General features: G+C 63.6%; 14 protein-coding genes. 11 read left to right on the plus strand and 3 right to left on the minus strand.

All coding sequences use genetic code 11. The features are described from left to right. The first annotated feature begins 28 nt into the window (after positions 1–28). The 8 genes from P9217_RS21130 (at position 29) to P9217_RS21165 (ending at position 7783) form a co-directional block, all read left to right on the plus strand. Positions 29–1189: a cysteine desulfurase family protein gene (locus P9217_RS21130; RefSeq protein WP_278087455.1), complete on the plus strand. Its 1161-nt coding sequence runs from the start codon at positions 29–31 to the stop codon at positions 1187–1189. A 237-nt stretch (positions 1190–1426) separates the two neighbouring features. Next, positions 1427–2944 (plus strand): Fe-S cluster assembly protein SufB, encoded by a 1518-nt coding sequence (gene sufB / locus P9217_RS21135; RefSeq protein ID WP_067328280.1) that lies wholly within the window; start codon positions 1427–1429, stop codon positions 2942–2944. Between the two features lie 26 nt (positions 2945–2970). Beyond that, a complete protein-coding gene (sufC, locus tag P9217_RS21140; RefSeq protein WP_066995090.1) occupies positions 2971–3726 on the plus strand; it encodes a Fe-S cluster assembly ATPase SufC in 756 nt (251 codons plus the stop codon). 25 nt (positions 3727–3751) lie between these two features. Beyond that, positions 3752–5026, plus strand: coding sequence for a Fe-S cluster assembly protein SufD (gene sufD, locus P9217_RS21145; protein ID WP_278087456.1), 1275 nt, complete (start codon positions 3752–3754; stop codon positions 5024–5026). Positions 5027–5129: 103 nt separating this feature from the next. Continuing rightward, positions 5130–6371, plus strand: a complete 1242-nt coding sequence (locus tag P9217_RS21150; protein ID WP_278054216.1) for a cysteine desulfurase — start codon at positions 5130–5132, stop codon at positions 6369–6371. Positions 6372–6376: 5 nt separating this feature from the next. Then, positions 6377–6769 (plus strand): SUF system Fe-S cluster assembly protein, encoded by a 393-nt coding sequence (locus tag P9217_RS21155; protein WP_095779637.1) that lies wholly within the window; start codon positions 6377–6379, stop codon positions 6767–6769. 108 nt (positions 6770–6877) lie between these two features. Continuing rightward, entirely contained in the window at positions 6878–7264 is a 387-nt protein-coding gene (gene sufA, locus P9217_RS21160; protein ID WP_066995098.1) for a Fe-S cluster assembly scaffold SufA, read from the plus strand. Next, complete coding sequence (locus P9217_RS21165) at positions 7265–7783, plus strand: DUF2199 domain-containing protein (RefSeq protein ID WP_127325245.1); 519 nt, start codon at positions 7265–7267, stop codon at positions 7781–7783. It abuts the gene before it with no gap. A gap of 8 nt (positions 7784–7791) precedes the next feature. On the opposite strand, the gene P9217_RS21170 is transcribed toward P9217_RS21165, so the two are convergent. After that, entirely contained in the window at positions 7792–8289 is a 498-nt protein-coding gene (locus P9217_RS21170; RefSeq protein WP_278087457.1) for a GFA family protein, read from the minus strand. Positions 8290–8378: 89 nt separating this feature from the next. On the opposite strand from P9217_RS21170, the gene P9217_RS21175 reads away from it, so the two are divergent. Beyond that, a complete protein-coding gene (locus P9217_RS21175) occupies positions 8379–8702 on the plus strand; it encodes a TfoX/Sxy family protein (RefSeq protein ID WP_066995104.1) in 324 nt (107 codons plus the stop codon). A 3-nt stretch (positions 8703–8705) separates the two neighbouring features. Here the strand turns inward: P9217_RS21175 and P9217_RS21180 are convergent, their stop codons facing one another. Both P9217_RS21180 and P9217_RS21185 read right to left on the minus strand, forming a co-directional pair. After that, the gene (locus tag P9217_RS21180; RefSeq protein ID WP_278087458.1) at positions 8706–9623 is read right to left on the minus strand and encodes a pseudouridine-5'-phosphate glycosidase; all 918 of its coding nucleotides are present in this window, start codon (positions 9621–9623) and stop codon (positions 8706–8708) included. A 49-nt stretch (positions 9624–9672) separates the two neighbouring features. Further along, positions 9673–10611, minus strand: a complete 939-nt coding sequence (locus P9217_RS21185) for a carbohydrate kinase family protein (RefSeq protein ID WP_278053990.1) — start codon at positions 10609–10611, stop codon at positions 9673–9675. Positions 10612–10891: 280 nt separating this feature from the next. On the opposite strand from P9217_RS21185, the gene recA reads away from it, so the two are divergent. Both recA and alaS read left to right on the plus strand, forming a co-directional pair. After that, the gene (gene recA, locus P9217_RS21190; protein WP_067328293.1) at positions 10892–11992 is read left to right on the plus strand and encodes a recombinase RecA; all 1101 of its coding nucleotides are present in this window, start codon (positions 10892–10894) and stop codon (positions 11990–11992) included. 268 nt (positions 11993–12260) lie between these two features. Further along, positions 12261–14930 carry an alanine--tRNA ligase gene (alaS, locus tag P9217_RS21195; RefSeq protein WP_278087459.1) on the plus strand — a complete coding sequence of 890 codons (2670 nt, stop codon included), beginning with the start codon at positions 12261–12263 and terminating at the stop codon, positions 14928–14930. The last annotated feature ends 6 nt before the right edge of the window (positions 14931–14936 follow it).

The raw sequence follows: 14936 nt of genomic DNA on the forward strand, positions 1-14936 counted from the left end.
GGCTGCTGACAGGATCGACTGAAGGAAAATGGCCGCAACTCGCGCCTATCTCGACTACAACGCCAGCGCACCTCTCATTGCAGAGGCGCGGTCGGCGATGGTCGCGGCGCTCGATGCCGCCAATCCGTCGTCGGTTCACAGCGAGGGCCGCGCGGCGCGGCGGCTGATCGAGGATGCCAGGCGTGACGTGGCAAGACTGGTCAATGCCAGGCCCGAGCACGTCGTGTTCACCTCCGGCGCGACGGAGGCCGCATCGACGATGCTTACTGCCGGCTGGCAGATGGGGCGCGGCTCTGTCCGCATCAGCCACCTCTATGTCTCGGCTGCCGACCATCCCTGCATTCTGAATGGCGGGCGGTTCTCGGCGGCGCAGGTGACGAGGATCGGCGTCGATCGAGACGGCATTGCCGATCTCGAGGCGCTGACTACGGCGCTCTCCGCGCATGACAAGGCTGCCGGCCTGCCGCTGGTGGCGATCCATGCCGCCAACAACGAGACGGGGGTGATCCAGCCGATCGGACGCATCGCCGAGATCGTCAAGGAAGCGGGCGGCGTGCTGGTCGTCGATGCCGTGCAGGCGGCAGGGCGGATTCGGATCGACATGTCAGCCGGTTATGCCGATTATCTGATCCTTTCCTCGCACAAGATCGGTGGCCCGAAGGGCGTCGGCGCCATCGTCGCCCGGGCCGATCTGATGATGCCGAAGCCGCTGATCAATGGCGGCGGCCAGGAAAAGGGCCATCGCGCCGGCACGGAGAATCTTCCCGGCATTGCCGGTTTTGGTGCCGCGGCGCGGGCAGCACTCGCCGGCCTGGAAGACATGGAAGCGGTCGCGCGCCGTCGCGACAAGGTCGAAGCCATCGTCCGGGAGCTCGTCCCTGATACGGAAATCTTTGGAGCGGCAGCGCCAAGGCTTGCCAATACGACATTCTTCGCTATTCCCGGCGTCAAGGCCGAGACGGCGCAGATCGCCTTCGATCTCGCCGGTGTTGCGCTGTCGGCCGGTTCCGCCTGCTCGTCGGGGAAAGTCGGGCCAAGCTATGTGCTGAAGGCGATGGGCCACGGCGAGAGCCTTGGCGCATTGCGCGTCTCGATTGGCCGCGCTACCGGCGCCGAGGAAATCGAGGCGTTCCGGGCGGCTCTGGCGGGCATAGCCGCGCGTCGGGCTGGAAAAGAAAAGGCTGCCTGACGGCGGCAAGGCATCGGACAAGAGATCCCCGGCGGCTCTTGAAATCCGGTGCTCGAAAAACGAATTCAGGCCATCCGGCCTGGTAGAGCCGTGCGTTTCGTTTGGACGGGTGAATTTCCGGCCGGAACGCACTATATGGAGCTTACTCCGCAGCCGAGTCCCTCCCGGGGCGCGTTTGTGCGGTGCCATAGTTTGAAAACTGCCGGGCCTTGACCCCGGCGTGGATGGAGAACGCTTATGCCTGCTGTGCAGGAGACGATCGATCGAGTCCGAAAGATCGACGTCGACCAGTATAAATACGGATTCCAGACAGAGATCGAGATGGACAAGGCCCCCAAGGGCCTGAGCGAAGACATCATTCGCTTGATCTCCGAGAAAAAGGGCGAGCCGGACTGGATGCTGGAATGGCGTCTGGGCGCCTATAGGCGCTGGCTGACGCTGGAAGAGCCGACCTGGGCGCGCGTCCACTATCCGAAGATCGACTTCCAGGACATCCACTATTACGCGGCGCCGAAGAGCACGCCGGGACCGAAGTCGCTGGACGAGGTCGATCCCGAATTGCTCAAGGTCTACGAGAAGCTTGGCATTCCTTTGAAGGAGCAGGAGATCCTCGCCGGCGTGCAGAAGACCGACGCTTCGGAGCTGGAGGAGGCCAACGACAACGTCTACAAGTCCGGCCGCGTCGCGGTCGACGCCGTGTTCGATTCCGTCTCGGTCGTCACCACCTTCAAGAAGGAGCTGGCTCAGGCCGGCGTCATCTTCTGCTCGATTTCGGAAGCGATCCGCGAGCACCCTGAACTGGTGCAGAAATATCTGGGCTCGGTCGTGCCCACTTCCGACAATTTCTACGCCACGCTGAACTCGGCCGTGTTCACCGACGGCTCCTTCGTCTTCGTGCCGAAGGGCGTGCGCTGCCCGATGGAGCTGTCGACCTATTTCCGCATCAACGAGAAGAATACCGGCCAGTTCGAGCGCACGCTGATCATCGCCGAGGAGGGGGCCTATGTGTCCTATCTCGAAGGCTGCACGGCGCCGCAGCGCGACGAGAACCAGCTGCATGCCGCGGTGGTCGAGCTGATTGCGCTCGACGATGCCGAGATCAAATATTCGACGGTGCAGAACTGGTATCCGGGCGACGCCGAGGGCAAGGGCGGCATCTATAATTTCGTCACCAAGCGCGGCGACTGCCGCGGCCACCGTTCGAAGATCTCGTGGACGCAGGTCGAGACCGGCTCGGCGATCACCTGGAAATATCCGAGCTGCATCCTTCGCGGCGACGATTCCAGCGGCGAGTTCTATTCGATCGCGGTTTCGAACGGCTATCAGCAGGTCGACAGCGGCACCAAGATGATCCATCTCGGCAAGAACACGTCGAGCCGCATCATCTCCAAGGGTATTGCCGCCGGCTTCTCGCAGAACACCTATCGCGGCCAAGTCTCGGCGCACCGCAAGGCGACCAACGCCCGCAACTTCACCAACTGCGATTCGCTGCTGATCGGCGACCAGTGCGGCGCGCACACCGTGCCCTACATGGAAGCCAAGAACGCGACGGCGAAGTTCGAGCACGAGGCGACGACGTCGAAGATATCCGAGGACCAGAAGTTCTACGTGATGCAGCGCGGGATTCCCGAGGAAGAGGCGATCGCGCTGATCGTCAACGGCTTTGTCAAGGACGTCATCCAACAGCTGCCGATGGAGTTCGCTGTAGAGGCGCAGAAGCTGATCGGCATCAGCCTCGAGGGTTCGGTCGGCTGACCGCAGAAGATATTCAGGAAAAAAATATGCTTGAGATCAAGAATTTGCATGCCCGCATCGTCGAGGACGGCACGGAGATCATCCGTGGCCTGAACCTGACGGTCAAAGCCGGCGAGGTCGCCGCCATCATGGGCCCGAACGGTTCGGGCAAGTCGACGCTGTCCTACATCCTCGCCGGCCGCGAGGACTACGAGGTCACCGAAGGCGACATCCTCTACAACGGCCAGTCGATCCTCGAAATGGATCCGGCCGAACGTGCCACCGCCGGCATCTTCCTCGCCTTCCAGTATCCGATGGAGATACCGGGCGTCGCAACCATGGAATTCCTGAAAGTCGCGATGAACGAGCAGCGCAAGGCGCGCGGCGAGGAGCCCCTGAAGGTTCCGGAATTCCTGAAGCGCGTGAAGGACGCCGCCGCTTCGCTCAACATGGACATGAACATGCTGAAGCGGCCGCTCAATGTCGGCTTCTCCGGCGGCGAAAAGAAGCGCGCCGAGATCCTGCAGATGAAGCTGCTTGAGCCGAAGCTCTGCGTGCTCGACGAGACCGATTCAGGCCTCGACATCGACGCCCTCAAGATCGTCGCCGATGGCGTCAACGCGCTGCGCTCGCCGGAGCGCGCGATCGTCGTCATCACCCACTACCAGCGCCTGCTCGAGCACATCGTGCCGGACAGCGTGCACGTGCTCTACAAGGGCCAGGTCATCAAGTCTGGCGACAAGTCGCTGGCGCTCGATCTTGAAACCAACGGCTATGCCGGCGTGATCGGGCAAGCCGCGTGAGATGGGGCCAAGTGAGGCAAGAGCAATGAACATGCACGCACAGCCCCAGCGGACATTGGCCGAAACGGCGCTGATCGACGCCTTCGGCGAGCGGCTATCGCTGCTGCCCGGCGACGGCGCAGTGATGGTCAAGCGCGACGACGCGATCGAGGCGATCAAGCACGGCCTGCCGACGCGCCGCGTCGAATCCTGGCACTATACGGACCTGCGCCGGCTGCTGACCTCGGTGCCGGTCTTCGAGGCCGGGGACATCGCAAAGGCGCTCGATCCGGTCCTCGACGGTTCGGCCGTTCTGCCGGTGCTGAACGGCGTTTCGAGCGCCAAGGCTCCCGAGATCGAAGGCGTCACGGTGCAGCGCCTGTCGGAGAAGCTCACCGACGGCAGTATCGCGCCGGGGCTCGATCGCTATGGCGCCGATGACGCAATCGGCGCGCTGAACACGGCCTTCGTCGCCGACGGCTATTTCGTCGACATCGCCGACGGCACCGAGCTGGAAAAGCCGATCGAGCTGCAGAACCTCCAGGCCGGCGGCCAGACGCATGTGCGGCTCCTGGCACGTGTCGGTGCCGGCGCCAAGGCAATCATCGTCGAGCGCCAGACGGGCGAGGGCGGCGAAGCCGCGCTCGTCAGTTCGGTCAGCCAGCTTGTGGTCGGCGACGGTGCCGAGGTGACCTGGCTGATCGTGCAGGAGCAGCCGGACACGGCGACGCACCTTGCTCAGCTCAAGGCGCATATTGGGAAGGACGCGAAGCTGACGCTGTTCGTGATGAACGCCGGCGGCAAGCTGGTGCGCCAGGAAGTCGTGGTCAGGACGACTGGCGAGGGCGCCGATTTCAAGCTGCGCGGCATCAACCTTCTGGCCGGCGACACGCATACCGACACCACCATGGTGCTCGACCATGCCGTGCCGCACACCGCTTCGACCGAAGTGATCCGCAATGTTGTGACCGGCAAGGCGCGGGGTGTCTTCCAGGGTCGCATCAACGTCCACCAATACGCGCAGAAGACCAACGCCAAGATGGCGTGCAACACGCTGCTGCTGTCGGACGAGGGTGAGTTCTCGACCAAGCCGGAGCTGGAAATCTTCGCCGACGACGTCGTCTGCGGTCACGGCGCGACGGTCACGGAGATCGACCACAACCATCTGTTCTATCTGATGGCGCGCGGCATCGAGGAAAAGGCGGCTCGAGGGCTGCTGGTGAAGGCTTTCGCCGCGGAAGTGATCGAGGAACTGGACGACGAGGCGCTCGTCGATGCGCTCGAAGCGCGGCTCGACGCCTGGTTTTCGACGCACGGATAGCGCTTTCCCCTTCTCCTACTTGGGAGAAGGTGGATTGGCGCGGAGCGCCATGACGGATGAGGGGTGCTGGACGGAGTGAGGCGAAGCCTCGAAAGACCTTGTGATGGACCAGAAGATCGAAACCGCTCCCTACGACGTCGAGGCGATCCGCCGCGACTTCCCGATCCTGTCGCGGCAGGTCTACGGCAAGCCGCTGGTCTATCTCGACAACGGCGCCTCGGCGCAGAAGCCGCAGGTGGTGCTCGACACGATCCAGCACGCCTATTCCCAGGACTACGCCAATGTCCATCGCGGCCTGCATTTTCTGTCGAATGCCGCGACCGATGCTTATGAGAAAGCACGCGAGACGGTACGCCGCTTCCTCAATGCGCCGAGCACCGACAACATCGTCTTCACCTCCAACACCACCTCGGCGATCAACACGGTCGCCTATGGCTACGGCATGCCGAGGATCGGCGAGGGCGACGAGATCGTGCTCTCGATCATGGAACACCACTCCAACATCGTGCCGTGGCATTTCATCCGCGAGCGGCAGGGTGCGAAGCTGGTCTGGGTGCCGGTCGACGATCTCGGCGCCTTCCATATCGAGGAATTCGAGAAGCGGCTGACGAACAGCACAAAACTCGTCGCCATCACCCATATGTCGAACGCGCTGGGCACGGTGACGCCGATCAAGGAGATCGTGCGCATCGCGCATTCGCGTGGAATTCCCGTGCTCGTCGACGGCAGCCAGAGCGCCGTGCATATGCCGATCGACGTGCAGGAGCTGGATTGCGACTTCTTCGTCTTCACCGGCCACAAGGTCTACGGTCCGTCCGGCATCGGCGTGCTCTACGGCAAGAAGCACATGCTGGAAGAGATGCGGCCCTTCATGGGCGGCGGCGAAATGATCGAGGAGGTGACGGAAGACATCGTCACCTACAACGAGCCGCCGCACCGTTTCGAGGCCGGCACGCCGCCGATCGTGCAGGCGATCGGGCTGGGCGCCGCGCTCGAATATATGGAAAAGGTCGGCCGCGAGCGCATCGCGGCGCATGAGGCGGACCTCAAGAATTACGCCCACGAGCGGCTGCGCGCCATCAATTCGCTGCGCATCTTCGGCGACGCGCCCGGCAAGGGCGCCATCATCTCGTTCGAATTGCAGGGCATCCACGCTCATGACGTGTCGATGCTTATCGACAGGCAAGGCGTCGCGGTCCGCGCCGGCACGCATTGCGCCCAGCCGCTGTTGAAACGCTTCGGCGTGACCTCCACATGCAGGGCATCGTTCGGCATGTATAACACCAAGGCCGAAGTCGACGCTTTGGCCGATGCGCTGGAAAAGGCGCGAAAGTTCTTCGGATGACGATGATGGACGATGTGACCACCACCGCAGAGACCGCGCCGGAAACGGCCGGTAACGGCCTCGTCTCGGCCTCGGCGATCCCCGCCGATGAGCTGGCGAGGCTGACCGACGATATCGTCTCGGCGCTGAAGACGGTCTACGATCCGGAAATCCCGGCCGACATCTACGAGCTCGGCCTCGTCTACAGGATCGACATCGAGGACGACCGGACGGTCAAGATCGACATGACGCTGACCGCGCCGGGCTGCCCGGTGGCCGGCGAAATGCCGGGCTGGGTCGAGAACGCCGTCGGCGCCGTGGAGGGTGTTTCGGGCGTCGAGGTCAATATGGTGTTCGACCCGCCATGGACACCCGACCGGATGTCGGAAGAGGCGCAGGTCGCGGTGGGGTGGTACTAGCCAGCGTCCCCACTAAGGTTGGCTGGCTTGCAGCAAAGGTGAAACTTCACCATCTTAAAGGCAGACTCATTCCGCGGGCCTTGAACCCGCGCGAACGTGGAGAATGACATGGGACGCTTCGCCGTCATCACGATGACCGACAAGGCCGCGGACCGCGTGCGTGAGATCGTCGCTACGCGCGACAACGCGCATGGGATCCGTCTTGGCATCAAGAAGGGCGGCTGCGCCGGGATGGAATACACGGTCGATCTGGTCACCGAGCCGAACCCCAAGGACGATCATATCGAGCGCGACGGCGCGCACGTCTATGTCGCGCCGGAAGCGGCGCTTTTCCTGCTCGGAACCGAGATGGATTTCGAGCAGACGACGCTGCGAACCGGCTTCACCTTCAGGAACCCGAACCAGAGCTCGGCCTGCGGCTGCGGCGAATCCGTCGAGCTGAAGCCGGCCGATCTCAAGGCGCTGGCGGAGGCGCGCGCTTCAAGCGCTGCTTAGGTGAGCGCCGAGGCATATCGCTGGCGATGTGCCTGCTGTGACCAGGAGTTCACCGGACTTCCCACCGATATAGCCTTTGGCGCACCGGTGAATCCAGACGCGCTTGACGAGGTAGCTCGGTCGACCTTCCGCAAGAACGACGATTTTTGCGTGGTGAGCTACGCCACGGGGCAAACAGACCGCTTCATTCGTTGCCTGCTGCCCTTGCCCGTACCTCAGTTGTCCGAAGAGTTCTGTTTCGGTGTTTGGATGTCGGTCTCGGAAAGAAGCTGGAATGTCTATCGAGCCGGGTATGATAGCGGCCAATATGAGGACGAGCTCTGCTTCGGGTATTTGATGCACGACATTCCTGAATATCCGAGCTCGATGCACCTGCATGCCAATGTTGTGTTTCAGCCCGGCAATCTCCGTCCCAGGGTCTTTCTGCATGATGCAGACCACCCCTTGGTCGCCGCGCAGCGCGAAGGGGTGGGTGTGAGGCAGATCGAGCGCTGGGTTGCGCTAACCCATCGCTCTTAGATGCAGGCTTAGTCCACCCACAAGCCGGTGCGCTTGTGCCAGTCGGCGATCGATTCTTCGGGATAGAGCTCGAACACCTTGTCATTCCTGCCGATCGCCGGCTGGACCCAGCTCGCCTTGTATTTCAGCATCAGATGCACCTTTTCCGGCGGCTTCGGCAGGTCGCTGTCGATCGCCGAGGCGAAGGGGTGGACGAGGTCCGGCCAAGTCGGGTCGTAGAGCCAGAGCGCGGCGCCGCAATTCTTGCAGAAATTGCGCTCGCCGGTCGAGACCTCGCAGTGCGGATGCTCGTCGTCCTCGATCTCAGCGCGGTAGACGCCGAGATTGGGCTTGCCGGTGACCTTGAGCGTTCCGTTGTCGGCGCCGAGATTGATGGCAAAACCACCGCCGCCCTGCTGCTTGCGGCAGATCGAGCAGTAGCAGAGCATGAACGGCATGGGCGTGTGACTTTCCACCTCGAAGCGGACGGCGCCGCAGCGGCAGGAGCCTTTGAGCAGGACAGGCATGGCGCGAAACTCCATTTCATGTCTCAACCCGTCAGCATGCTGTTGGTTGCTGCGATGACAAGGCCCATGCTGGATGAGATGATTGCGGCATGGACAATGACCGCCTCGAAGAATTGTTCGAGAGCCTGGGGCCGATCAGCATCCGAAAACTGTTCGGCGGCAAGGGCATCTATTGCGACGGCGTCATCGTCGCGGTGGTCGTGCGCGGCGAACTGATGCTGAAGGCCGACGAGGAGACGATCCCCGAATTCGAGGCCGCCGGCTGTAGCCAATGGACCTATACCGGCTCGCGGCACGGCAAGGAGGTGGCGATGCCCTATTGGAGCGTTCCCGACAGCGCCTTCGACGATCCCGACGAAATGGCGGTCTGGGCGCGGCGCGCTTATGAAGCGGGGCGGCGCGCGGGCAGATAAGGCTTACAGCGCCTTCGCGATCTCCGCCGCCAGCCGCGCATTGTTTTCGACCAGCGCGATGTTGGTCTTAAGGCTGCGGCCGCCGGTGAGCTCAAAAATCTTCGACAGGAGGAACGGCGTCACGGCTTTGCCGGTGATGTTCTGCGCTTCGGCCGCCTTTTGCGCGGCCTGGATGTAGCCGTCCATCTCGGCTGCCGGGATCTCGTCGTTCTGCGGCACCGGATTGGCGACCAGTATGCCGCCGCCGAGGCCGAGCGCCTGCCGGATATGATAGAAATGCGCGATATCTTCAGGCGCATGCAACGTCAGCGGCGCGCGGAAGGGCGATTGCCTGGACCAGAAGGCTGGCATGGTCTCGCAGCCATGGCCGATGACTGGCACGCCGCGCGTCTCCAGCACTTCCAGCGTCTTTTCGATGTCGAGGATCGCCTTGGCGCCGGCCGAGACGACGACGACCGGCGTGCGCGCCAGCTCGTCGAGGTCGGCCGAGATGTCAAAACTCTTTTCGGCGCCCTTGTGGACGCCGCCGATGCCGCCGGTGGCGAAGACCTTTATGCCGGCCATGTGCGCGGCGATCATGGTGGCGGCCACGGTGGTGCCGCCGGTGCGCTTTTGGGCGACGGCAAAGCCGATATCGGCACGCGACAGCTTCATGGCGTCGCCGGTCATGGCAAGCGATTCGCGCTCGCCATCGGAAAGGCCAATCTTGATGCGTCCATCGACCACGGCGATCGTCGCCGGCACGGCGCCGCTCTCGGCGATGATCTGCTCGACCTTGGCGGCCATCGCGCCATTGTCGGGGTATGGCATACCGTGGGTAATGATGGTGCTTTCCAGCGCCACCACAGGCCGCCCGGCGGCAAGCGCCTCCGCCACTGGCGGATGAATGTCGATGAAGGAGCGGGCGGTTTCGGGCGTCATGTCCGTTCTCCACTCCGGAGAAAACACTCCGGCAAGATAGTTTGTGGCCCTATGCCACCACCCGTGCCTCGGGCACAAGGGCAAGCGCCTGGCCAAAACTGCCGGCGGTGAAAGACGGTACCGCCTCAGCGCTCTCGATGGCGAGCATCGCCGCGGCAACACCTTCGCGCAGTGCCCTCCGCAAAGGCAGCCCGCGCAGCAGCGCGGCAACCGTTGCTCCGGTCAGGGCGTCGCCGGCGCCGGTTACGTCGGCAACTCGTCGCGGGGAGGGCGGGTCGATGGCGAAGACGCCCGATTGGTCGAAGCCGAGCACCGGAGCACTGCCGGCCGTGATCACGCCTGCCGTCAAGCTCAGCCGCCTGAGTTCCCCGACAAGATCGCGGCCGGAAATATCCGCACCAGCCAGCGCCGCCGCCTCTCGGCGGTTCATGAACAGCAGCGAAAGATTGCCGAGCAGCGGCGCCAGCCGCACCACCTTGGCCGGCGAGATGGCGATGGCGAAAATCGGCCTGTCGCCGGCTTGCGCAACCAGACGCTCGAGGGCCGCCGTTGGCAGGTTCGCGTCGCAGAGGATCGCGTCTGCCTCGGCGATCGCCTCGCGCGCCTTGGCGCGGCGGATCTGCTTGGGGAAGGCGAGGTCGTAAAGGCCCATATCGGCAAAGCCGACGATCAACTCCCCCTCGCTGTCGATCAGCGCAGTGTAGCTCGGCGTCGTGCGGTCGAGGAACACCGCCGAAAGGTCGGCGATGCCGGCCTCGTCGATCGCCGATGCGACGGTCTCACCCGCCGCATCGCCGCCGCGCACCGAAAGCAGCGAGGCCGAGACGCCGCGCTTCACAATGCTGCGCAGCGCGTTGAAGACGCCGCCGCCGACATCCTCGCGCATGATGCCGGGATTGGATGCGGCGGGCACGTAAGGGCCCGAGACCTGGCCGCGCCGGTCGATATGGGCGCCGCCCAGCGCCAGGATGTTTGGGGATGTCGGCATGCCGCGGAGGTGACCTCGTTGATTGTTTGCGTGCGCACACTAGGTTTCCGCGCATCGCCCCGCAATCGGGTCGCGATTCGGGCCGCCCGGATAACGAGATCTCGCTTGGATCAGCAGCACTGGTTCACGCCATCTCTAGTGAGACAAAAATAGAACAAATCCAGATATTGTTTGTTTTCCAGTCATTTGCTGCCTCTTGCCAGATGAGAACAAAAAAGGTACAAACTGGCAGGGATCACGGATTGTCCGGCCTTCATTGACGACCAAGGGGTGATGTATCATGGCTCAGAATAGTTTGCGGCTTGTAGAGGATAAGGCAGTGGACAAATCAAAGGCTCTGGATGCGGCGCTGTCGCAAATCGAGCGTGCTTTCGGCAAGGGCTCGATCATGCGGCTCGGCGCCAATGAGCAGGTGGTCGAGATCGAAACCGTGCCGACGGGATCGCTCGGGCTGGACATCGCGCTCGGCGTTGGCGGGCTGCCGCGCGGCCGCATCATCGAAATCTACGGGCCGGAAAGCTCGGGCAAGACGACGCTGGCGCTGCACACGGTTGCGGAAGCCCAGAAGAAGGGCGGTATCTGCGCCTTCGTCGATGCCGAGCACGCGCTCGATCCGGTCTATGCGCGCAAGCTCGGCGTGGACCTCGAAAACCTCCTGATCTCGCAGCCCGACACGGGTGAGCAGGCGCTGGAGATCTGCGACACGCTGGTGCGCTCCGGCGCAATCGACGTTCTGGTGGTCGATTCGGTGGCGGCGCTGACGCCGCGCGCCGAAATCGAGGGCGAGATGGGCGACGCGCTGCCCGGCCTGCAGGCCCGCTTGATGAGCCAGGCGCTGCGCAAGCTGACCGCGTCAATCTCGCGCTCCAACACCATGGTCATCTTCATCAACCAGATCCGTATGAAGATCGGCGTCATGTTCGGCTCGCCGGAAACCACGACCGGCGGCAACGCGCTGAAATTCTACGCCTCGGTGCGCCTCGACATCCGCCGCATCGGCTCGGTCAAGGATCGCGACGAAGTGGTCGGCAACCAGACCCGCGTCAAGGTGGTGAAGAACAAGCTGGCTCCGCCCTTCAAGGTGGTCGAGTTCGACATCATGTATGGCGAGGGCGTGTCGAAGACCGGCGAGCTCGTCGATCTCGGGGTCAAGGCCGGCGTGGTCGAGAAGTCGGGCGCCTGGTTCTCCTACAATTCGCAGCGTCTCGGTCAGGGCCGTGAGAACGCCAAGCTTTTCCTGCGCGACAATCCGGACACGGCGCGCGAGATCGAGCTGGCGCTGAGGCAGAATGCCGGGCTGATCGCCGAAAAATTCCTCGAGAACGGCGGCTCCGAAGGCGGTGGTGACGACAGCTTCGAGGACGAGGCTGGCGCGATGTAGGCACTGCCGGAGTTCGGCCATATTCCGGATCCATTATCTAAAGCTGATGTAATCGAGTTCCCTAGTGCTGCGTTCGAACCGCCGGCCTTCGTGCCGGCGGTTTACGTTTGGGGGCGAGGGCACAGGCCGCCCAGCCGGAGGATTGGCCTTGGTTCCGTGTTTCTGGACAGGGTCAAGAGCTACGGCTAAAAGGCCAATCTATCTTCTGACACACGAAAGCCCATTTGCCGCCGGCCTGGCCGGCGGTTTTCGCGAAAAGGCAGTATCCATGAGTGGCGTGAACGAGATCCGGTCGACATTCCTCGACTACTTCCGCAAGGAGGGTCATGAGATCGTTGCCTCCAGCCCGCTGGTGCCGCGCAACGATCCGACGCTGATGTTCACCAACGCCGGCATGGTGCAATTCAAGAACGTGTTCACCGGCCTGGAGAAGCGGTCCTATTCGCGCGCCGCGACCGCGCAGAAGAGCGTGCGCGCCGGCGGCAAGCACAACGATCTCGACAATGTCGGCTACACCGCGCGCCATCTCACCTTTTTCGAGATGCTCGGCAATTTCTCGTTCGGCGATTATTTCAAGGAGCGCGCGATCGAGCTTGCCTGGAACCTGATCACCAAGGAATTCGGCCTGCCGAAGGACAAGCTTCTGGTCACCGTCTATCACACCGATGACGAGGCGGCCGGCTACTGGAAGAAGATCGCCGGCTTCTCAGACGATCACATCATCCGCATTCCGACCTCTGACAATTTCTGGGCGATGGGCGACACCGGTCCCTGCGGTCCGTGCTCGGAGATATTCATCGATCGCGGCGAGCATATCTGGGGCGGTCCGCCCGGCAGCCCGGAGGAGGACGGCGACCGGTTCCTCGAATTCTGGAACCTGGTGTTCATGCAATATGAGCAGGTGACGAAAGACGAGCGCATCGACCTGCCGCGCCCGTCGATCGACACCGGCATGGGCCTGGAGCGCATGGCTTCGATCCTTCAGGGAGTGGAGAGCGTCTTTGAGACCGACCTGTTCCGGCATTTGATCGAGGCGGCATGCTCGGCGCTAGGGCACGGTCACAACCAGGAGAACGCAGCATCCTTCCGCGTGATCGCGGATCATTTGCGCTCGTCATCCTTCCTGGTGGCCGACGGCGTGCTGCCCTCCAATGAAGGCCGCGGCTATGTGCTGCGTCGCATCATGCGTCGCGCCATGCGCCACGCGCAGCTGCTCGGCGCCAAGGAGCCGCTGATGTGGAAGCTGGTGCCCGCGCTGGTGCGCGAGATGGGCCAGGCCTATCCGGAACTGGTGCGTGGCGAAGCGCTGATCACAGAGACGCTGAAGCTCGAGGAGACGCGCTTCCGCAAGACGCTGGTCCGCGGTCTCGGCCTGCTTTCGGAGGCGACGGAACAGCTGCACGCCGGCGACATGCTGGATGGCGAGACGGCCTTCAAACTCTACGACACCTATGGCTTCCCGCTCGACCTGACGCAGGATGCGCTGCGCCAACGCGACATCTCGGTCGATCTTGCCGGCTTCACCGCTGCGATGGAGCGGCAGAAGGCGGAAGCGCGCGCGCACTGGGCGGGGTCGGGCGAAGCGGCGACCGAGACGGTCTGGTTCCCGGTGCGCGAGCAGACCGGCGCCACCGATTTCCTCGGTTACGAGACGGAAGAGGCGGAAGGCCTGATCCAGGCCTTGGTCAAGGATGGCAAGATCGTCGACAGCGCCGGGCAGGGCGACGCGGTTGCCGTCGTCGTCAACCAGACGCCGTTCTATGGCGAATCCGGTGGCCAGATGGGCGATACCGGCATGATGTCCGGCGACGGCTTCTCGATCGAGGTCACCGACACGCAAAAGAAGGCCGACGGGCTCTTCGTGCATTTGGGCAAGGTGACGGGCGGTACGATCAAGACCGGCGCTGCCGTGGAGCTAAAGGTCGATCACGCGCGCCGTTCGAAGCTGCGCGCCAATCACTCCGCGACGCATCTCATCCACGAGGCGCTGCGTGAGGTGCTGGGCACCCATGTCGCGCAGAAGGGTTCGCTGGTCGCGCCTGATCGCCTCCGCTTCGACATCTCGCACAACAAGCCGATCTCGGCCGAGGAGATCGAGGATGTCGAGCGCATGGCCAACGAGATCGTTGTGCAGAACAGTCCGGTGACGACGCGGCTGATGTCGGTGGACGATGCTATTGCCGAGGGCGCGATGGCGCTGTTCGGCGAGAAATACGGCGACGAGGTGCGCGTCGTTTCGATGGGCACCGGCCTGCACGGCGCCAAGGCCAACCGTCCCTATTCGGTCGAGCTCTGCGGCGGCACGCATGTCAGGTCGACCGGCGATATCGGCCTTGTGCGCATCCTGTCGGACAGCGCGGTCGCCGCCGGCGTGCGCCGCATCGAGGCGCTGACCGGCGAGGCGGCGCGCAAGCATCTCGACGAGCAGGACAAGCGCCTGAAGGCAGCCGCGGCGACCTTGAGGATCTCGCCGGCCGACGTTCCGGCGCGTGTCGAGACTTTGCTCGAGGAGCGCAAGAAACTCGAGAAAGAGCTCACCGAGGCGCGCAAGAAACTGGCCCTTGGCGGCGGCGCGGCCGTTGCCGATGCTCCGGCCACCAACGAGACGGTTGCGGGTGTCGGCTTCCTCGGCAAAGCGGTCAGCGGTGTCGCGCCGAAGGACCTGAAGCCGCTTGCGGATGCCGGCAAGAAGACGCTGGGCTCCGGCGTGGTCGTCTTTATCGGCGCCGGCGAGGACAACAAGGCGAGCGTGGTGGTCGGCGTCACCGACGACTTGACCGGCCGCTTCAGCGCTGTCGATCTCGTCCGTGTTGCGTCCGCCGCGCTTGGCGGGCAGGGCGGCGGCGGGCGTCCCGATATGGCGCAAGCCGGCGGCCCCGACGCCTCCAAGGCGGACGACGCCATCGCGGCGGTAAAGGCGGCGCTCGAAGCCGCTTAGTGTCCC

Source organism: Mesorhizobium sp. WSM4989 (assembly GCF_029625795.1).
Classification (GTDB): Bacteria; Pseudomonadota; Alphaproteobacteria; order Rhizobiales; family Rhizobiaceae; genus Mesorhizobium.